The sequence below is a fragment of the Tetragenococcus muriaticus DSM 15685 genome, from assembly GCF_000423785.1.
In the GTDB taxonomy this organism is placed as follows: Bacteria; Bacillota; Bacilli; order Lactobacillales; family Enterococcaceae; genus Tetragenococcus; species Tetragenococcus muriaticus.
The window spans coordinates 21,181-40,628 of the sequence record NZ_AUIQ01000001.1; the positions used below are offsets into that span (position 1 = coordinate 21,181).

Annotated in this window: 17 protein-coding genes and 2 pseudogenes; all 19 read left to right on the forward strand. The window is 36.3% G+C overall.

Annotated elements, in window-relative coordinates:
• Positions 1-346 precede the first annotated feature (346 nt).
• Entirely contained in the window at positions 347-1,453 is a 1,107-nt protein-coding gene (gene pdhA / locus G577_RS0100115; RefSeq protein WP_028789371.1) for a pyruvate dehydrogenase (acetyl-transferring) E1 component subunit alpha, read from the forward strand.
• A 2-nt stretch (positions 1,454-1,455) separates the two neighbouring features.
• On the forward strand, positions 1,456-2,433 hold the full coding sequence (locus G577_RS0100120) for an alpha-ketoacid dehydrogenase subunit beta (RefSeq protein WP_028789372.1): 978 nt from the start codon (positions 1,456-1,458) through the stop codon (positions 2,431-2,433).
• A 96-nt stretch (positions 2,434-2,529) separates the two neighbouring features.
• A pseudogene (locus G577_RS12675) lies at positions 2,530-3,316 on the forward strand (biotin/lipoyl-containing protein); the annotation flags it as partial.
• A gap of 71 nt (positions 3,317-3,387) precedes the next feature.
• Positions 3,388-4,137: pseudogene (locus G577_RS12680) on the forward strand (2-oxo acid dehydrogenase subunit E2); the annotation flags it as partial.
• Between the two features lie 7 nt (positions 4,138-4,144).
• Positions 4,145-5,551: a dihydrolipoyl dehydrogenase gene (gene lpdA / locus G577_RS0100130; protein ID WP_028789374.1), complete on the forward strand. Its 1,407-nt coding sequence runs from the start codon at positions 4,145-4,147 to the stop codon at positions 5,549-5,551.
• 256 nt (positions 5,552-5,807) lie between these two features.
• Positions 5,808-6,083, forward strand: a complete 276-nt coding sequence (locus G577_RS0100135; protein WP_028789375.1) for a UPF0223 family protein — start codon at positions 5,808-5,810, stop codon at positions 6,081-6,083.
• Positions 6,084-6,088: 5 nt separating this feature from the next.
• Positions 6,089-6,865: an inositol monophosphatase family protein gene (locus G577_RS0100140; protein ID WP_038023333.1), complete on the forward strand. Its 777-nt coding sequence runs from the start codon at positions 6,089-6,091 to the stop codon at positions 6,863-6,865.
• Positions 6,866-7,047: 182 nt separating this feature from the next.
• Positions 7,048-8,883, forward strand: a complete 1,836-nt coding sequence (typA, locus tag G577_RS0100145) for a translational GTPase TypA (RefSeq protein ID WP_028789377.1) — start codon at positions 7,048-7,050, stop codon at positions 8,881-8,883.
• A gap of 151 nt (positions 8,884-9,034) precedes the next feature.
• Positions 9,035-9,334, forward strand: a complete 300-nt coding sequence (locus G577_RS0100150; RefSeq protein ID WP_028789378.1) for an Fpa/YlaN family protein — start codon at positions 9,035-9,037, stop codon at positions 9,332-9,334.
• A 3-nt stretch (positions 9,335-9,337) separates the two neighbouring features.
• Positions 9,338-10,513 (forward strand): FtsW/RodA/SpoVE family cell cycle protein, encoded by a 1,176-nt coding sequence (locus tag G577_RS0100155; RefSeq protein WP_028789379.1) that lies wholly within the window; start codon positions 9,338-9,340, stop codon positions 10,511-10,513.
• 73 nt (positions 10,514-10,586) lie between these two features.
• The gene (locus G577_RS0100160; RefSeq protein ID WP_028789380.1) at positions 10,587-14,015 is read left to right on the forward strand and encodes a pyruvate carboxylase; all 3,429 of its coding nucleotides are present in this window, start codon (positions 10,587-10,589) and stop codon (positions 14,013-14,015) included.
• An 18-nt stretch (positions 14,016-14,033) separates the two neighbouring features.
• Entirely contained in the window at positions 14,034-15,152 is a 1,119-nt protein-coding gene (locus G577_RS0100165; protein ID WP_028789381.1) for a CAP-associated domain-containing protein, read from the forward strand.
• A gap of 62 nt (positions 15,153-15,214) precedes the next feature.
• Positions 15,215-15,502, forward strand: a complete 288-nt coding sequence (locus tag G577_RS0100170; RefSeq protein ID WP_038023334.1) for a YlbG family protein — start codon at positions 15,215-15,217, stop codon at positions 15,500-15,502.
• A 198-nt stretch (positions 15,503-15,700) separates the two neighbouring features.
• Positions 15,701-16,282, forward strand: coding sequence for a 16S rRNA (guanine(966)-N(2))-methyltransferase RsmD (gene rsmD / locus G577_RS0100175; protein ID WP_342341847.1), 582 nt, complete (start codon positions 15,701-15,703; stop codon positions 16,280-16,282).
• Positions 16,279-16,773 carry a pantetheine-phosphate adenylyltransferase gene (coaD, locus tag G577_RS0100180; RefSeq protein WP_028789384.1) on the forward strand — a complete coding sequence of 165 codons (495 nt, stop codon included), beginning with the start codon at positions 16,279-16,281 and terminating at the stop codon, positions 16,771-16,773. Before rsmD ends, coaD begins: the two co-directional genes overlap by 4 nt.
• Positions 16,763-17,806, forward strand: a complete 1,044-nt coding sequence (locus tag G577_RS0100185; protein ID WP_028789385.1) for a SepM family pheromone-processing serine protease — start codon at positions 16,763-16,765, stop codon at positions 17,804-17,806. Before coaD ends, G577_RS0100185 begins: the two co-directional genes overlap by 11 nt.
• Positions 17,807-17,917: 111 nt before the next feature.
• Positions 17,918-18,301, forward strand: a complete 384-nt coding sequence (locus tag G577_RS0100190; protein WP_028789386.1) for a DUF1149 family protein — start codon at positions 17,918-17,920, stop codon at positions 18,299-18,301.
• Between the two features lie 13 nt (positions 18,302-18,314).
• A complete protein-coding gene (locus tag G577_RS0100195) occupies positions 18,315-18,686 on the forward strand; it encodes a VOC family protein (RefSeq protein WP_028789387.1) in 372 nt (123 codons plus the stop codon).
• A gap of 21 nt (positions 18,687-18,707) precedes the next feature.
• The gene (locus G577_RS0100200) at positions 18,708-19,442 is read left to right on the forward strand and encodes a metallophosphoesterase family protein (protein ID WP_028789388.1); all 735 of its coding nucleotides are present in this window, start codon (positions 18,708-18,710) and stop codon (positions 19,440-19,442) included.
• Positions 19,443-19,448 lie beyond the last annotated feature (6 nt).

Genomic DNA, 19,448 nt, shown 5'->3' on the forward strand with positions numbered 1-19,448 from the left:
TATTATTAAGGGCGTTTTTCATTAGGGAGGTAAAGATTTAAAGGAATATAAAAACATAAACTGTTTCTTTTGTTTTTTTAACTGTACTATTTTTGTGATAAAAGCCACGAAGTTACTTCACAAAGGCAAACGCTTCCTAGAATTAACAAAAATTAAAAAAAGTTTATGTTTCTTTTGCCTTGAAATAAGAATAAATGGATTTTCATAAAGAATGTGCTTGTATTTTTGTGATAAAAGTGATAATTTTATAATTGAAGGTAGTTAAATTAGTAATACAGAATTTATTACTGTTATAATAAACCACAATATATAATCAATCGATTAAAAGAGAGGATTGTGTGACAAGATGGCAAAAAAGAAAACGATTGACTTTCAAGCGTTGCTAAATGACGTTGACGCGCTATTTCCAACTTACCAAGCCTTGGATCAAGATGGAAATGTGGTAGACGAATCGTTGGTACCTGATTTAAGTGATGACGAATTGGTGGAATTGATGAGTCAAATGGTTTGGTCACGTGTATTAGACCAACGTTCAACAGCTTTGAACCGACAAGGACGATTAGGATTTTTTGCTCCTACAGCCGGACAAGAAGCAAGTCAATTAGCAAGTCATTTTGCTTTTGAAAAAGAAGATGTTTTGCTACCAGCTTATCGTGATGTTCCCCAATTAATAAAGCATGGATTGCCTTTGTATAAGGCCTTTTTGTGGTCACGTGGCCATGTAGCTGGTAACGATTATGAAGATGAATTGCAAGCTTTACCCCCCCAAATTATTATTGGTGCTCAATATGTACAAGCTGCAGGTGTTGCCTTAGGTTTGAAAAAACGCGGCAAAAATAATGTAGTCTTTACTTACACAGGAGACGGAGGTACCTCCCAAGGGGACTTTTATGAAGCAATAAATTTTGCTGGTTCTTATCAAGCAAATGGCGTATTTTACGTACAAAATAATGGTTTTGCAATTTCTGTACCTCGTGAACACCAAACAGCAGCAACAACACTTGCTCAAAAAGCGGTAGCCGCTGGAATTCCTGGCATTCAAGTAGATGGGATGGATCCGTTTGCAGTATACACTGTATCAAAACAGGCTCGCGAATGGACGGCTAATGGTAATGGTCCGGTATTGATCGAAACTGTTACTTATCGTTATGGGGCTCACACCTTATCTGGTGATGATCCAACCCGCTATCGTTCACAAGAACTAAATGATGAATGGCAAAAGAAAGATCCATTGATTCGTTTCCGTAACTATTTGGAAAATAAAGGATTATGGTCAGAAGAAAAAGAAGAAGAAGTCATGGAAAACGCCCGGCAAGAAATTAAAGATGCCATTGCTGAAGCGGACAAAGTTCCAAAACAAAAAGTAACTGATTTCTTGAATAATATGTTCGAAGAACAACCACAAAATATTCAAGAACAAATTAAATTTTACGAAGCGAAGGAGTCGAAATAATCATGGCACAAAAAACAATGATTCAAGCAATCACGGATGCCTTAGCTGTTGAATTGGAAAAAGACAAGGATGTCTTGGTGTTTGGTGAAGACGTTGGTAAAAACGGTGGGGTATTCCGTGCGACTGCTGATTTACAAGATAAATTCGGCGAAGAACAGGTCTTTGATACGCCGCTAGCCGAGTCTGGTATTATGGGTTTATCTTTTGGCTTAGCTTTAGAGGGCTTTCGTTCTGTGCCTGAAATTCAATTCTTCGGTTTTGTATTTGAAGCAATGGATGAAATTATAGGACAAATCGCGCGTACTCGTTATCGTATGGGGGGGACTCGTCATTTGCCAATTACATTACGCTCCCCATTTGGCGGTGGCGTTCACACCCCAGAATTACATTCTGATAGTTTAGAAGGTATTATTGCGCAAGCTCCAGGCATTCGTTTAGTTATCCCATCAAATCCTTATGATGCCAAAGGATTATTGATTTCTTCTATTAGAAGTAACGATCCAGTCGTTTTTTTGGAACATATGAAACTTTATCGTTCCTTCCGTGAAGAAGTTCCAGATGGGGAATATGAAGTTCCATTGGACAAAGCAGGAATTGCTAGAGAAGGTAAAGATATCACTGTTGTCGCTTATGGCGCAATGGTTCGCGAAGCTTTAAAGGCAGCTGAAAATTTGGAAAAAGAAAATATTAGTACAGAAATTATTGACTTACGTACTGTTTCTCCAGTTGATATGGAAACTATTATTGCGTCAGTTGAAAAGACTAATCGTGTGATTATTGTGCAAGAGGCACAGAAACAAGCCGGTGTAGCCGCAAAGATTTCTTCTGATATTGCTGAAAAAGCAATCCTTTCATTAGAAGCACCCATTGGACGTGTTTCTGCACCAGATACAGTTTATCCATTTGGTCAAGCAGAAGGAATTTGGTTGCCAAATGCAACAGACATTGAAGAAAAAGTTAAAGAAATCATAAACTTCTAACAGTAAAAAACAAGTACAATTTAAGAGATAAGAGTAAAGCCAATCTTTTTCTTATCTCTTAAAACGTGTGGAACTTTAAATAAAGGGGATATCAAAATGGCATTTCAATTTAAATTACCAGATATCGGTGAAGGCATTGCAGAAGGTGAAATTGCTAAATGGATGGTAAAAGCAGGAGATACGATTAACGAAGACGATACTTTACTTGAAGTCCAAAATGACAAGTCAGTAGAAGAGATTCCTTCACCAGTAACTGGAACAATTAAAAACATTTTAGTCGATGAAGGAGAAACAGCAGCTGTTGGAGATACATTAGTGGAAATTGATGCTGAAGGTTATGAAGATGACAGCTCAGCTGCGGAAGATAGCTCTTCAGAAGAAGCATCAATATCTGAGGATGCTGATGCGCAAGGTTATTATGAATTCAAGTTACCTGACATTGGCGAAGGCATTGCAGAAGGTGAAATTGCTAAATGGATGGTAAAAGCAGGAGATACAATTAACGAAGACGATACTTTACTTGAAGTCCAAAATGACAAATCAGTAGAAGAGATCCCTTCACCAGTAACTGGAACGATTAAAAACATTTTAGTCGATGAAGGTTCAGTAGCTAATGTGGGAGATACATTAGTCGAAATCGATGCACCTGGTCATAACAGTTCTAAACCAAGCTCACCAGCAGCTGAAGAAGAAAGCCAAGAAGAAGTTAGCACAGATACGACGGGCTCTGCAGGTGTAGTAACAGCCGCCGATCCTAATAAACGTGTATTAGCAATGCCATCTGTGCGTCAATTTGCTCGTAAAAATGATGTAGATATTACACAAGTAACAGCAACTGGTAAAGGTGGACGTGTAACTAAAGAAGATATTGAAGGTTTTATTTCTGGCGCTTCTAAAGAAACGACAACTCAACAAACTAGTGAAAAAGCTGAAGCAGCTCAAGTATCTCAACCGGAAGCAAAAGCTGCACCAGCTAAGCCATTTACTTCTAGCTTGTCCGACTTAGAAACACGAGAAAAAATGACGGCTACGCGCAAAGCTATCGCAAAATCAATGAGAAATAGTAAAGACACAGCGCCACATGTTACTTTGCATGATGAAGTTGAAGTAACCAAACTTTGGGATCAACGTAAGAGATTTAAATCTGTTGCTCAAGAAAATGGCACAAAATTAACGTTCTTGCCATATGTAGTTAAGGCTTTGACAGCTACAGTGAAGAAATTCCCTGTCTTAAATGCTTCTATTGATGACGAATCTCAAGAAATTGTATATAAACATTACTACAATATTGGGATCGCAACAGATACAGATCATGGTTTATATGTACCAAACATTAAAGAAGCTGATCGTAAAGGAATGTTTGCTATCGCAGACGAAATTAACGAAAAAGCTGGTCTTGCTCATGAAGGTAAGTTATCAGGGCAGGATATGCGTGATGGATCAGTTACAGTTAGTAACATTGGATCTGTAGGTGGTACTTGGTTCACTCCGGTCATTAACTATCCTGAAGTAGCTATTTTAGGCGTGGGTACGATCAAGCAAGAGCCTATTGTAAATGACGAAGGAGAGATTGTCGTAGGTCGTATGATGAAATTATCATTGAGCTTTGACCATCGTATTGTAGACGGAGCTACTGCCCAAACAGCGATGAACAATATTAAACGTCTGCTTAATGATCCAGAGTTACTATTAATGGAAGGATGATAGATAAATGGTCGTTGGAGATTTTGCCATAGAGTTAGATACAGTTGTAGTTGGTTCAGGACCTGGTGGCTATGTTGCTGCTATCCGTGCCAGCCAAAAGGGTCAAAAAGTTGCTATTATTGAAAGAGAAAATATCGGTGGGGTTTGTCTAAACGTAGGATGTATTCCTTCCAAAGCATTAATTGCTGCAGGACATCATTATCAAGATGCTAAAAATTCAGAAGCTTTTGGTATAAAAACAGAGAATGCTACTTTAGATTTTACCAAAACACAAGAATGGAAAGAAAAACAAGTCGTAAATAAATTGACTTCTGGTGTAAAGGGACTTCTTAAGAAAAATAAAGTGGACGTTATCGAAGGGGACGCTTTCTTTGTTGATGAAAATAGTTTACGTGTGATTCACCCTGACTCGGCCCAAACGTATACATTTAATCATGCTATTGTAGCTACTGGTTCTCGTCCTATCGAAATCCCAGGTTTTAAATTTGGTGGTCGTGTCATAGACTCAACAGGTGGATTAGCTTTGGAAGAAGTTCCAGAAAAGTTAGTCATTATCGGTGGCGGTGTTATTGGAGCAGAATTAGGTAGTGCTTATGCTAATTTAGGAGCTGATGTGACCATCCTTGAAGGAACACCTCAAATTTTGCCTACTTATGAAAAAGATTTGGTACAGCTTGTTGAAAATGACTTCAAGAAAAGAGACGTTAATATTATTACAAGCGCGATGGCCAAAGAAGCCGTTGACAATGGCGACAGCGTAACTGTTAACTATGAAGCTGATGGAAAACAAGAATCCATAACAGCAGATTATGTCATGGTTACTGTAGGTCGTCGTCCGAATACAGACGAAATGGGATTAGAACAAGCTGGTGTAGAAATTGGTGACCATGGTTTACTACAAGTAGATAATCAAGGACGAACAAATGTTAAAAGCATTTTTGCGATTGGAGATGTTGTCCCTGGTGCTGCTTTAGCTCACAAAGCAAGTTATGAAGCAAAAATTGCTGCTGAAGCTATTTCAGGTGAAAAAGTCGCAGTCGATTATAAAGCAATGCCGTCAGTTGCTTTTACTGACCCTGAAATTGTGACAGTTGGTATGACAATTAATGAAGCTCGAGAAGCTGGTTTAGATGCAAAAGCTTATAAATTTCCTTTTGCCGGCAACGGTCGTGCCTTATCTTTAAATAAAACAGAAGGATTCATGCGCCTTGTAACTACTGTCGAAGATGACGTTGTTGTAGGAGCACAGATCGGTGGTGTTGGTGCGTCTGATATGGTTTCAGAGTTAGCGCTAGCGATTGAATCAGGAATGAATGCAGAAGACATTGCATTAACGATTCATCCTCATCCTTCTTTAGGTGAAATTACAATGGATGCTTCCGAACTAGCTCTTGGGTTACCAATCCATGCTTAAATGATGAAGTGCCTACGGATCTAAAAGCAGATCCGTAGGTTTTTTATTTTGAATTTGTTTATTATAAAATAGTTTATCCTTGAATATTTAAAATGAGAGAGCTATTCAGAGAATTGTTTGCTGAAATTTTTTCCGTACATAGGTCTAATCAAAAATTGGCATGAATGTTTTTACTAGGCTTTTTTCGCATTAGTTGTTCATTTATCTATATATTGGTACACTAGAATCATGAAAAAAAGAAAACAGGTGAGTTTTTATGCAAGATTACCAATATCCATTAGATATGGAATGGACAAAAGAGGAAATTATTTTAGTCGTTAATTTATGGCAAGCATTAGAAGATAGCTATGAAAAAGGGATCTCTGCTGAAAAATTTCTCCAAACTTATCAGGGGTTCAAAACGGTGGTAAAAAGCATTGGAGAAGAACGAAAATTAGGCCGAGAATTTGAGAAACTTTCTGGTTATTCATTGTATAAAGCAGTAAAACAAGCTAAGGCCCATCCTGATAAAAAATTGAAAATGAAAGGATGAATAAAATGCAAATTATGATCAATGAAATAAAAAATTGGCTCCAAGAAGCAGCAGAAATAATAAAAAATGAAATTGCTAACAATGATATGACTGTCGATACTAAGAAAGATCGTAAAGATTTAGTAACAAATGTAGATAAGCAAGTACAAGATTTTCTAATCGAACAAATGTATGATTTTGACCCAGAGGCTAAAATTTTAGGTGAAGAAAATGGAAGAGATCGTCTTACTGACTTTTCTGGACGTGTATTTATCATTGATCCAATAGATGGCACGTTGAACTTTGTATTAGAAGGGGAAAACTTTTGTATTATGATTGCTGTGTATGAAGAAGGGCAAGGAAAGCTAGGATTTATTTATAATGTTATGGAAGATATCCTTTTATGGGGAGGTCCAGAGGTTGGTGTTTTTATAAATGAAGAAAATTTACCTGCCCCTGCAGATTTGGACTTAGCTGAAGGTTTAGTAGGAATGAACTCAAGCATGTACAGAAAAAATAGCTATAACGCTCAAACCATGGCGGAATATTCTATGGGGGTACGTATGTCAGGCTGTGCGGGTATCGAACTGATTAGCTTGCTTAGGGGGAAACGTAATGCCTATGTCTCTAGTTTAGCTCCTTGGGATTATGCAGCAGGTAGTGTCATGCTAGAAGCTTTAAATATGAAATCCTCCAACATTAACGGAGCTCCTTTGAAATTTGATGGTCGAGAGCGTTTTATAGCAGCGACACCTACAGCTTATAAAGAAATGATGCAGTTTATTGGACAGAGAAAAAATTAAAATGTTAAATTTTTGTGGGAAATTTACAAATTTGAAACCTTTTCACTAGTTTTCAGAAAGATTTTTTGTTATAATCCTTTGGTGAGTGTAATAACGTTTATTAGAGTAAAAAGGATTTCAAGGTCGTTTTCTAATAGATAAACAGTTGATAATAGGTTAAATTTTAAAGGAGCAAATTAACATTGAAATATAGAGATACAATTCGCAACGTAGCAATTATTGCTCACGTTGACCACGGAAAAACAACATTAGTTGATGAGTTATTAAAGCAATCCGAAACATTAGAAGGTAGAACAGATTTACAAGAAAGAGCCATGGACACAAACGATTTAGAAAAAGAACGTGGCATTACGATCTTGTCTAAAAACACTGCTGTACAATATCGTGGAACACGGATCAATATTTTAGATACTCCCGGGCACGCAGACTTCGGTGGTGAAGTTGAACGCATTATGAAAATGGTTGATGGTGTAGTTTTATTAGTAGATGCTTACGAAGGAACGATGCCACAAACCCGTTTCGTATTGAAAAAAGCCCTTGATCAAAATGTGACGCCTATTGTTGTGGTGAATAAAATTGACAAACCAGCTGCTCGTCCGCAATTTGTCGTTGATCAAGTACTAGAATTATTTATTGAACTAGGCGCTGACGACGATCAACTAGACTTTCCAGTAATCTATTCTTCAGCAATTAATGGAACTTCAAGTCTTTCAGAAGACCCTAGTGAACAAAAATCAACAATGGCGCCAGTATTTGATACCATTATCGATCATATTCCAGAACCTATTGATAATAGTGATGAACCGCTGCAATTTCAAGTTTCTTTATTGGATTATAATGACTATGTTGGTCGAATTGGTATTGGACGTGTCTTTCGCGGAAAGATTAAAGTTGGCGATCAAGTAGCCTTGATAAAACTAGATGGAACTGTGCAGAAATTCCGCGTAAGTCAATTATATGGTTATTTTGGTTTACAACGAGAAGAAATCGAAGAAGCGAAGGCTGGAGATTTGATTGCAATTGCTGGTATGGGAGATATCTTTGTTGGTGAAACAATTACACCTTTTGATCATCAAGATGCATTGCCAGTTCTGCGTATTGATGAGCCAACTTTGCAAATGACATTTTTAGTAAATAATTCCCCATTTGCTGGACAAGAAGGAAAATTCATAACTGCCCGTAAACTTGAAGAACGTTTAATGATGGAATTGCAGACAGATGTTTCATTAAAAGTTGAGCCTTTGACACCAGAATCTTGGACTGTTTCTGGTCGTGGTGAGCTTCATTTATCTATTTTAATTGAAAATTTACGTAGGGAAGGTTATGAGCTTCAAGTTTCTCGACCAGAAGTTATTGAAAGAGAAATTGACGGTGTCAAATGTGAACCATTTGAAAGCGCGCAAATTGATACGCCAGAAGAATACATGGGATCAGTAATCGAATCTTTGGGACTGCGTAAAGGTGAGATGCAAGATATGATCAATAGTGGAAATGGTCAAGTTCGCCTCATCTTTCAAGTTCCATCACGTGGATTGATTGGTTACAACAATGAATTTTTATCCATGACACATGGTTATGGCATTATGCATCATACTTTTGATCAATATTTGCCTATGTTGAAAACACAACTTGCAGGTAGAAACCATGGAGCGTTAGTTTCCATCGATTCTGGTAAGGCTACTGCTTATTCTATTATGAACCTTGAAGACCGTGGTACAATTTTTGTAGAACCGAATACTGAAGTGTATGAAGGAATGATTGTAGGTGAAAATTCTCGGGAAAATGATTTATCCGTGAATATTGTCAAAGCAAAACAAATGACTAACGTTCGTTCAGCTACAAAAGATCAAACTTCTACTATAAGGAAACCACGTATTTTAACACTTGAAGAATCCATTGAGTTTATCAATGAAGATGAGTATTGTGAAATTACTCCAGAGAATGTTCGTTTACGTAAACAAATCTTAAATACGAACGAACGTGGAAAAGTAGCAAAAAAACAAAAGAAAAGTAACTAATCTTTAATAAAAAATAAGACCGAAACTTTTTGTTTCGGTCTTATTTTTTGATGAATAATTGTTTAATTTATAATAAATTGCTAAAACCAATTACCCAACTTGGAAAAATTTTGTGCTATAATATGAAAATATAAGAACAGGAGGGGTCCTAATGGAAACTATTTCTCCGGATTTAGCGTTAGATTTGCTCTATGAAGAGGCAGATCGTATAAAAATGCTAATTAAAAACCAGCAGAATCAATTTTGTATTTTCCAATGTAAGGCGTTTGAAGAGGTCGTCGATACGCAAATGTATGGACTATCTAGGCAAGTTTCTTTTTCAATACGTTTGGGGATAATTTCAAACGAAACGGGACAACAATTGCTTAGTGATCTTGAGCGTGATTTAAATCAATTATATAATCAAGCTTATGAAGAAAATAAAATAAATATAGAAGGCAGGGAGGTATAATGCTTGCCTAACAACAAGATTAAAAAAAGGCACTTTATAGATTGGGGAATTTTAATCCCTTACTTATTTTTATCCATTGTTGGCTTGATGATGGTTTATAGTACGACCTCTTATGTGTTGTTAGAAAATGGAGAAAATCCTGCCCGTCAAGCAATTTTTCAGTTTATTTTTTGGTTTATTAGTTTATTTTTGATCTTTTTTATTTATAAATTAAAGACAGATGTATTAAAAAATAAGAAACTTACATATGGAGCTTTGCTATTTGTTAGCTTCTTTTTATTATTAGCTTTTGCTTTTAGCCCTGTTAACGGGGCTTATGGTTGGATACAGGTTCCTGGTATGGGGACAATTCAGCCAGCAGAATTTTTTAAGATTGTCGTTGTATGGTTTTTTGCTACGACACTTTCAAGACAGCAAAATCAAGTACAATACCATTTTTTATATAGCATTAAAGGTTCATTGTTTGCTATGGTTCCTCCTATTATAATGCTAATACTTTATCCTGATTTAGGTAATGCGGCCATTATTGTTTTGATTGTATTAGTTCTGTTGCTAGCAAGTGGTGTTAATTACCTTTATATGCTTTATACCGGATTAATTGGCATTATTGGTAGTGTTTTAGCTATTTTTGGCATAAACGCCTTTGGTAGGTATTTCTTGCCAGAGTATGTCTTGTCCAGATTTGCTGTTTTTCGCAATCCCTTTATCGACGAATACGGTGACGGCTATCAGATGATCCATGGGTATTATGCTTTGTTTAATGGTGGATTGTTTGGCCGAGGTTTGGGAAATAGTATTCAAAAAAAGGGATTTTTACAGTTTGCGCATACTGATTATGCATTTGCTATTGTGGTTGAAGAGCTAGGGCTAATTGTAGCCATTTTAATTCTAGGAGCTTTATTTTACATGGTTATACGTATCCTATTAATTGGCATTCGCTCAAAAGATTCATTTAATTCAATTATGTGTATTGGGATTAGCTCATTGTTTTTGCTTTCTATCTTTATTAATTTAGGAGGTATCACTGGGATTATTCCTTTAACAGGAATTACATTCCCTTTTATTAGTCAAGGGGGGTCTAGTTTAATGATGTTTTCGATCTGTGTTGGATTTGCACTAAACATTAGTGCAGATGAAAAGAAAAAAGCTATGTTTAGGGTACAAAATGCTGAAGAATAAGAAATCTCCTTATTTTTCAGCATTTCTATAATTTAATTGTTATTAAATATATTTATGGATTAGGAGTGGTCGAATGGATAAAATCCTTGTTGCTAATCGAGGAGAGATAGCTACACGTGTTTTTCGAGCTTGTGTAGAGTTAAATATACAAACGGTTGCAATTTATGCAAAAGAAGATGAATATTCGGTTCATCGTTTTAAAGCTGATGAAGCTTACTTAGTAGGTGAAGGGAAAAAGCCTATTGATGCTTATTTGGATATTGAAGATATTATCCGTATTGCAAAGCTTTCAGGGGCCCAAGCCATTCATCCTGGATATGGATTTTTATCCGAAAACTTAGAGTTTGTGACTCGGTGTCAAGAAGAAGGAATTACCTTTATTGGTCCTAAACCTCATCATTTGGATATCTTTGGCGATAAAATTAAGGCTAAACAAGCGGCGGTGGCTGCAGGAATTCAGGCAATCCCTGGGTCCGATGGGCCCGTTACTGACGTTGATGAAGTCATATCATTTGCTGATGAACATGGCTATCCAATTATGATAAAAGCTGCCTTAGGCGGCGGTGGTCGTGGTATGCGAGTAGCTTATGACAAAAAGCAAGCTCAAGAAGGATTTGAACGTGCAAAAAGTGAAGCAAAAGCTGCTTTTGGTAGTGATGAAATCTACGTAGAAAAATATATTGCGAACCCAAAGCATATCGAAGTACAAATCTTAGGAGATAGCCATGGAAATGTACTCCATTTATTTGAACGAGACTGCTCTGTACAAAGAAGACATCAAAAAGTTGTTGAGGTAGCTCCATGTGTTTCTCTTGATGAAGAGCTGCGTGAAAAAATATGTACGGCAGCTGTTCATCTGATGCAGCATGTAGGCTATGTGAATGCCGGAACGGTTGAGTTTTTAGTTGAAAATAACCAGTTTTATTTTATTGAAGTAAACCCCCGTGTACAAGTAGAACATACTATTACAGAAATGATCACGGATGTAGATATAGTGGCAACTCAAATTTTAATTGCTCAAGGCCAAGACTTACATCAAGAAATTGGATTACCTAAACAAGAAAATATTTCTTTTAAAGGAGCGGCTATTCAGTGTCGAATTACGACAGAAGACCCACTGAATGACTTTATGCCTGATACCGGTAAGATCGATACTTATCGTTCTCCAGGAGGATTTGGTGTACGCCTTGATGTTGGAAATGCTTATGCTGGTGCAGTTGTTACTCCTTACTTTGATTCTTTATTAGTCAAAGTATGTACACACGCAGCTACATTTGAACAGGCAATTGGAAAAATGGCCCGTTGTATCCAAGAATTTCGGATACGTGGGGTAAAAACCAATATGCCGTTTTTAAAAAATGTCATTTCCCATCCAGAGTTTCGTTCCGGTAAAATGACAACTCTTTTTATTGACCAAACCCCTGAATTATTTGAGTTTTCATTTACACGAGATCGCGGAAACAAAACGATGAAATATATTGGTGAAATCACAGTGAATGGTTTTCCCGGTATTGCAATGCGGGAAAAACCCTTTTACGATGAGCCACGTATTCCAAAAGATTTAACTGATATACAAGTGGGGCAATCACCCAAAAACATTTTAGACGACCAAGGTGCAGAGCAATTAAGTCATTGGGTACGTCAACAAAATGAAGTCCTTTTGACAGATACAACTTTTCGTGATGCGCATCAAAGTTTACTTGCTACTCGCGTGCGTACTCATGATTTAGCAAAGATCGCCTATCAAACAGAAAAAGGAATCCCTCAACTGTTTTCTAGTGAAATGTGGGGTGGCGCTACCTTCGATGTAAGTTATCGGTTTTTAACAGAAGATCCATGGGAAAGATTACGTACGTTGCGTAAAATGATGCCAAATACTTTATTACAAATGTTGTTCCGTGGCTCAAATGCAGTAGGTTATTCGAATTATCCTGATAATGTGTTAACGGCTTTTATCGACGAAGCGGCCAAGCAAGGAATGGATGTCTTTCGTATTTTTGACAGCTTGAATTGGTTGCCGCAAATGGAAAAAAGCATTCAAGCAGTCAGAGATACAGGTAAAATTGCAGAGGCTGCTATTTGTTATACTGGAGATATTAATGATCCCAATCGACCGAAGTATTCGGTTCAATATTATAAAGATATGGCCAAAGAGTTAGAAGCACTAGGCGCTCATATTATTGCGATTAAAGATATGGCGGGCTTACTAAAACCACAAGCGGCTTATCGCTTAATTAATGAATTAAAAGAAACGGTTAACTTACCGATTCATTTGCATACTCATGATACGAGTGGGAATGGTATTATGACCTACTCTGAAGCAGTACGTGCAGGAGTGGATATTGTCGATGTGGCAATGAGTTCAATGAGTGGCGGCACAAGTCAACCAAGCATGAGTAGTTTATATTATGCTTTAGACGACAATGAGCGCGTTCCTCATATCCAAGTTGAAAACGTACAAAAATTAAATCACTATTGGGAAGATGTGCGCCCTTATTATGAACCGTTTGAAAGTGGTATGAATGCACCTCAGACAGAAGTTTATATGCATGAAATGCCAGGTGGGCAATATTCGAACTTACAACAGCAAGCAAAAGCTGTAGGCCTTTTTGATCGCTGGGATGAAATTAAAGAAATGTATCATCAAGTGAATATGATGTTTGGTGACATTGTGAAAGTGACACCTTCGTCTAAAGTTGTAGGGGATATGGCTTTGTTTATGGTTCAAAACGACTTATCAGAAGAAGACATTTATGAAAAAGGAACATCGATTAGTTTTCCAGAATCGGTTATTTCTCTTTTCCAAGGGGATTTGGGTCAACCTGTAGGCGGTTTTCCTGAAAAGCTACAACAAATTATTTTAAAAGGAAGACAAGCTTATACTGATCGTCCAGGTGCTTTTGCTGATCCTGTAGATTTCAATCAAGTAAAAGATGAACTATCTGCATTAATTGGTTATACGCCTAGTCAGGATGAAGTGTTGAGTTATTTGATGTATCCGGATGTTTTCTTAGGTTATCGTAAAGCTTATGAACAATATGCTGATATCAAAGTTTTAGATACACCGACATTTTTCAATGGTATGCGTCAAGGAGAAAAAATAACTGTAACTATTGAACAAGGAAAAGATCTAATTATTCTATTAGATGAAATTGGTGAACCAGATATTGAAGGAAATCGAACACTCTTTTTCAATTTGAACGGTCAACGTCGTGAAATTGAAGTAAAAGATACTTCTATAAAAACAAGCGTTGCAGTCAAAAAGAAAGCTGAACCTACTAATAAGGAACATATCGGCGCTACTATGTCTGGTACAGTTTTAGAAGTGTTTGTTAACCGAGGTGACCGAGTTAAAAGAGGGGATACTCTGATGGTTACTGAAGCTATGAAAATGGAAACCTCTATTGATGCTGGCTTTGATGGAGAAGTTAAACATGTGTATGTAAAACAAGGAGAACCGATTGCATCAGGTGACTTATTAATTGAAGTTGAAGAAAAATAGAAGAAAGGTTGTATTTTCATGAAAAAAAGAGGCATTCTATTTGTAGGTCTACTTCTTCTTTTTCTTCTTTTCCTTTATATGCAACCTGTCTGGTTCCAAAAAAATGCGGCAGAAGATACGCAAGATCAAAACATCAATAGGGAACCTCCTGCGACGAATTTAAGTTATGAGCCAATTCCAACGTCAGGTTTTGCTGATTGGATTGGCCAAGACTTAGACGAATTTGAGAAAACTTACGGACGGCCAGAAGAAAGTATGGCGTCAGGATTTTCCTTTACAATTCATCGTTACTTAGTTGAGGATGAATTTTTAGAAATAAATACTGAAGATGAAGTTATTAAAAGTATTAAATATCTTGGAGGGGAAAATGAGCAGATCGAACCATTCAATTTTGGCATGACAATGGATGAATTAGCTGAAATTACGATGATCTATCCCAATTTTACTATTGAACAGGATGAAAAAACAATTGATTTAGAATTAGAAGAAGAGGATATGAACTATCGTCCACTCATTGCTTTTGATAATGATAGTTTCGCAATTCTTTTCTTTGATCAAAATCAAGAAAGTCAATTATATGCTATCGATTACTTAGATGAGGAAACTTTATTAAAGCTTGCTCCTTATCCCATAGCTAATGAAGAAAGTCCTAAGTATAATCAAGAAACAGATCATCATTGGGAAGAGATTGACCAATTTAAAAACCAACAAACAATGGAACTTATTCAAATCCTTCGGGAAAAAGATGAACAATCTATGTTTTCAATTGATCCGAATCTTCAAAATGCCAGTGAAGATGTTTTGCAATTCTTTAGCCAGAATAAAGAAGACGTTTTGACTACAGAAAGGTTACAAGAGCTCCAAAGATTCAAACAAGACGAACCAGGAGCTTTTACTTTAAACGATACAGAGATGGATGTTTTGTTACAAGAGATCGAGGATCCGTTAGTTTCTGGTCACTTGGAATTACCAGTTTATGATCCTAGCTTTTCTGTTTTATCCTGGTATAGTACGCCGCTTCTTCATGAGCAAATGATGTCTGACGAAGCATCTTCTCTAGCCGTTGCCTTTTCAAAAGAAGATGTGTTAATCTTATGGAGAGAAATGGAGCAAGCAGAAGAGAGCAATAGTTATTAATAATGATTGATTATTGAAGAACAGAAAGGGATATCATCTTGGATAAAGAAGAAACATTTACTATGCAAAAAAGGCGTGGCCTCATCGTATGGGTGTATAGTTTAAAACAATTAAAAAATTTACGACGCTATGGTTTTGTCCATTATGTTTCACAAAAAATGAAATATATCGTTTTGTATGTGAACGAAGAAGATACCCAAAAAAGTATTGAGAAATTAAATCGTCTTCACTTTGTACGCAGTGTTGATATTTCTCATCGTCCTGATATTGATATGAATTTTGCAGAAAAAATTGGTACAAATGCTGCTTTTCAGGTGCGAGAAAATATAGACGACAATCCTAATAAATAAAAGAAATAAGCTAGAGAAAATCGATCTTTTTTGAGAAGTTAGGACATGGCTATGCAGAGGTGTGTCCTGAGTGTACTCTCAGGGCGTAACTCTATTAGATTTATGTTCTGAAGTTAGTTAGTTTTAGGGAAAATTTTTTGAAAATACATTCTAAACTCATATAAGTTAAAGACATGTGGATATTAACATTTTGTGTAAATGATGGAAGGAAGTATGGCCTTGCGTGTAATATCGGGAAATTATCGAAAAATGGCGTTAAAAAGTTTGTCTAAAGATACAACACGTCCCACCACCGATAAAATTAAAGAAGCGCTTTTTAATATGATCGGTCCGTATTTTAATGGCGAACAAGTTTTAGATCTTTATTCTGGTAGTGGTGCTTTAGCTATTGAGGCTGTTTCTAGAGGAGCAAGAAGCGCTGTATGTGTCGAAAAGTATTATCCAGCATTGAAAGTCATTCAAGAAAATATTGATTTAACTAAAGAAGAACACAAATTTATTACTTTGAAACAGTCTGCGCAAAAAGCTCTTTTTCAACTTGCTAATGATAATCAAACTTTTGATTTGGTTTTTTTAGATCCGCCGTATGCCAAACAAACTATTTTACAAGACATTCAACGATTATTAAGTTTAGATTTATTAAGAAATGGGAGCCAAATAGTTTGTGAAACGGATAAACAAGTGGAGTTACCTGAAACAATTCAGACATTGCAGTGTGTACGTAAGCAAAACTATGGTATTACAAAAATTACCATTTATAGAAATGAGGCAGAACAATGAAAAAGATCGCGTTATTCCCTGGAAGTTTTGACCCTTTAACTATGGGACATCTGTCAACAATTGAACGTGGAGCTCAAATATTTGATGAAGTGATTGTAGGTATTTTTGTTAATACAAATAAAAAATCCCTTCTTTCAACAGAAGAAAAGGTTCAATTAACTCAAGAAGCTGTAGCTCATTTGTCCAATGTTAAGGTCACTTCTCAACAAACTGAATTAACCGTACAAACAGCTCGACGTTTAGGAGCTAAGTTTTTATTGCGTGGTATCCGTAATTTTAACGATTACGAATATGAAAAAGAAGTTATGACAATGAACCAACATCTTGACCCTGAGATTGAAACTGTCTTTTTAATGGCTGAAACACAATATAGCCATATAAGCTCTAGCTTATTAAAAGAAACATTATTATTTCATGGAGATGTAAAAAAATATCTTCCAAACAACATTTATGAAGCCATAAAGAAAAAGCGTGATCAGGATGAAGCATAACTCGTTTAAAAGACTTTTTCTCTTGTTTTTTATTACACTCGCCGTTTGCGCGGGTGTCTTTTTTCCTTTGCCTTATTATATTGAAAAACCCGGATCGACCATTGACTTAAAAGAAGTGATCACGGTTAATGAACAAGAAGATGAAGAACAAGGGTCTTTTTCATTAACTTCTGTAGGCATTCAGCAAGCTTCGGCTGTTACAGCATTAAAAGCTAAAATTTCTCCTTTTGAAGAACTTATTTCTGAAGACGAATTGTTTGGAGGCGCTAGTGGAGAAGAGTACGATCAAATACAAAATTATTATATGGAATCCTCACAAAATACAGCGATTCAACAAGCTTTAAAATTAGCGAATCGCCCTTATGATTTTGAGTACAAAGGCGTTTACGTTATGGATGTTATGGAAAATTCAAGTTTTAAAGACGAAGTAGAAGTTGGTGACACTGTAACAAAAGTTGATGGCAGAAGTTTTGACAATAATCAAGATTTCATGGACTATGTTCAACATAAGTCTGTGGATGACACAGTGGAAATTACTTATGTACATAATGATGAGGCAAAAGAAGCCAGTGGAAATCTGATGGAGCTTCCAAGTAACGAACAGGCTGGAATAGGAATTACTTTAGCCGATCACACAGAAATTAGTTCAGAAGATGATATCGATTTTCATACAGACAACATTGGCGGTCCTTCAGCTGGTTTAATGTTTACACTAGAAATTTATGAACAGTTAACCGAACAGAACTTACGTAAAGGAAAAGAAATCGCAGGTACCGGTACCATTGATGATAAAGGAAATGTAGGGCGCATTGGTGGTATTGACAAAAAAATAGCTAGTGCTGATGAAAAGGGATCAGAAATTTTCTTTGCACCTAACGACACATTAACAAAACAAGAGCAAAACAATCACCCTGAGGCGCAATCCAATTATCAAGAAGCTCAAAAAGCTGCGGATGAATTAGACACAGATATGAAGATTGTTCCAATAAAAAACTTACAAGATGCCATTGATTACTTAGAGCAGATCGCTTAAAAGCAGTGAAGTTTAATAGGAGTTATCAAAAAGCTCCTTCAAAAAAGCTTTTCTGCTTTTTTATTCAACTAAAAATTATGCTATACTGGTTGCCAAGGAAGGTGAAATAGTGTGGAGATTAGAAGACAACAACCGTTGGTAGAAGCTTATCATTTTGATCAACGCAAAGAAGATGAGCAAGAACTTGAAACAAGAATACATATAGGCTTTACTCCGTTAAAAGCTCCCAGTGAGGATTACCCCAAAGAAAATAGCATTATTGGCTCACGTTTACGTTATGAAATTGTTTTTACTCAATTTATTATTCGCGGGGCAATGGGGCAGATTAACCATATTGTGAATCGAGATATTCAAAGTCAAGAAGACTTAACTAAAGAAGAAATGGATGAATTAATGGCTCCTTTGTTTGATATTTTACAACGTTTAACTTATGAAGTTACTGAAATTATAACAGATAAACCAGGTGTTAATTTAGACTTTGAACGTCGAGAGTAGAAAAGAGGAAAAAATGTTTTCAAATAAAGTACAAATTAGTCTTTTTGTAGATGATGTCCAAAAAGAAGTAGATTTTTGGCAGAAATTAGATTTTATAGTGTTTGACAAACAAGAAACAGATGGCTCTTTAGTAGTAGAAATTGCCCCTAGTCAAAATGCAGACATGCATTTTGTTATTTATGATCGGAATTTCGTAGAAAAACAATCGCCAGAGGTAGCAACTAACCCTCCACAGATCATGTTTTTCAGTGAAGATATCACTCAGCTATATAAAACAATGCAAACCTTACCGATTGAATTGGGTGAATTAATTCAATTAGAAGAGACTTTAGTATTTAATTTTGTAGATCCTGATGGGAATTATTTTGCTGTAACTGAAGCTTAAAAAGAAGAAGGAGGCCTCTTCTTGAAAACCTTTATTTACGCTATTAGTGATATTCATGGAGAATTAGGATTATTTAAAAAACTTTTAAAAGATTTTGATTCGGAAAACCACCAACTCGTTTTGATTGGCGATTTAAATGATCGCGGTAAAAAAAGCAAAGAGTGCTTTTTATTAGGAAAAAAATTAGTTGAAGAACATCATGCTGTGTATTTGCGTGGAAATCATGAAGAGTATTTTTTACAATTTTTAAATTCTCCTGAAGAATGGTATCAAGCTTACGTACAAAATGGTGGCAAAGAAACCATGGAAAGTCTGCTTTTTCAGGGGTGTTGTGAAGAATTCTCGCCTACTGAAATTGCGATGACTATTCGTTCCTATTATTCATCATTAATTCAATTTCTTGTAGAACGCCCTTTGTATTTTGAATGGAAAGACTATCTTTTTGTTCACGCTGGAGTAGATTTGTCAAAAAGTGATTGGAAACAGACGAACCCCTCTGACTTTCTTTGGATTAGAGAACCCTTTCACCGTGGGAATAATCATACAGGAAAAACGATCGTCTTTGGTCATACGATAACACCTTTATTGTATGGGGATATGCAAACAACAAAGCTATGGTTTTCCGATCAAAAAATTGGTATCGATGGTGGCGCTGTGTTTGGCGGTTCGGTTCATGGAGTCATTTTTGATTCAAATGGTATAGTACAAGATATTGAGTATCCGAACTTGACAGAGGGTTGGCAACCCGATTTTTAAGCTAAA

Excerpts from the sequence above, each read along its gene's own strand:
- G577_RS0100165 (WP_028789381.1), top strand. The coding sequence starts at position 14,034 with ATGAAAAAAAGAGGCATTCTATTTGTAGGTCTACTTCTTCTTTTTCTT.
- G577_RS0100195 (WP_028789387.1), top strand. The coding sequence starts at position 18,315 with ATGTTTTCAAATAAAGTACAAATTAGTCTTTTTGTAGATGATGTCCAA.
- G577_RS0100170 (WP_038023334.1), top strand. The coding sequence starts at position 15,215 with ATGCAAAAAAGGCGTGGCCTCATCGTATGGGTGTATAGTTTAAAACAA.
- G577_RS0100120 (WP_028789372.1), top strand. The coding sequence starts at position 1,456 with ATGGCACAAAAAACAATGATTCAAGCAATCACGGATGCCTTAGCTGTT.
- pdhA (WP_028789371.1), top strand. The coding sequence starts at position 347 with ATGGCAAAAAAGAAAACGATTGACTTTCAAGCGTTGCTAAATGACGTT.
- G577_RS0100135 (WP_028789375.1), top strand. The coding sequence starts at position 5,808 with ATGCAAGATTACCAATATCCATTAGATATGGAATGGACAAAAGAGGAA.
- coaD (WP_028789384.1), top strand. The coding sequence starts at position 16,279 with ATGAAAAAGATCGCGTTATTCCCTGGAAGTTTTGACCCTTTAACTATG.
- lpdA (WP_028789374.1), top strand. The coding sequence starts at position 4,145 with ATGGTCGTTGGAGATTTTGCCATAGAGTTAGATACAGTTGTAGTTGGT.
- G577_RS0100140 (WP_038023333.1), top strand. The coding sequence starts at position 6,089 with ATGCAAATTATGATCAATGAAATAAAAAATTGGCTCCAAGAAGCAGCA.
- G577_RS0100150 (WP_028789378.1), top strand. The coding sequence starts at position 9,035 with ATGGAAACTATTTCTCCGGATTTAGCGTTAGATTTGCTCTATGAAGAG.
- G577_RS0100160 (WP_028789380.1), top strand. The coding sequence starts at position 10,587 with ATGGATAAAATCCTTGTTGCTAATCGAGGAGAGATAGCTACACGTGTT.
- G577_RS0100185 (WP_028789385.1), top strand. The coding sequence starts at position 16,763 with ATGAAGCATAACTCGTTTAAAAGACTTTTTCTCTTGTTTTTTATTACA.
- rsmD (WP_342341847.1), top strand. The coding sequence starts at position 15,701 with ATGATGGAAGGAAGTATGGCCTTGCGTGTAATATCGGGAAATTATCGA.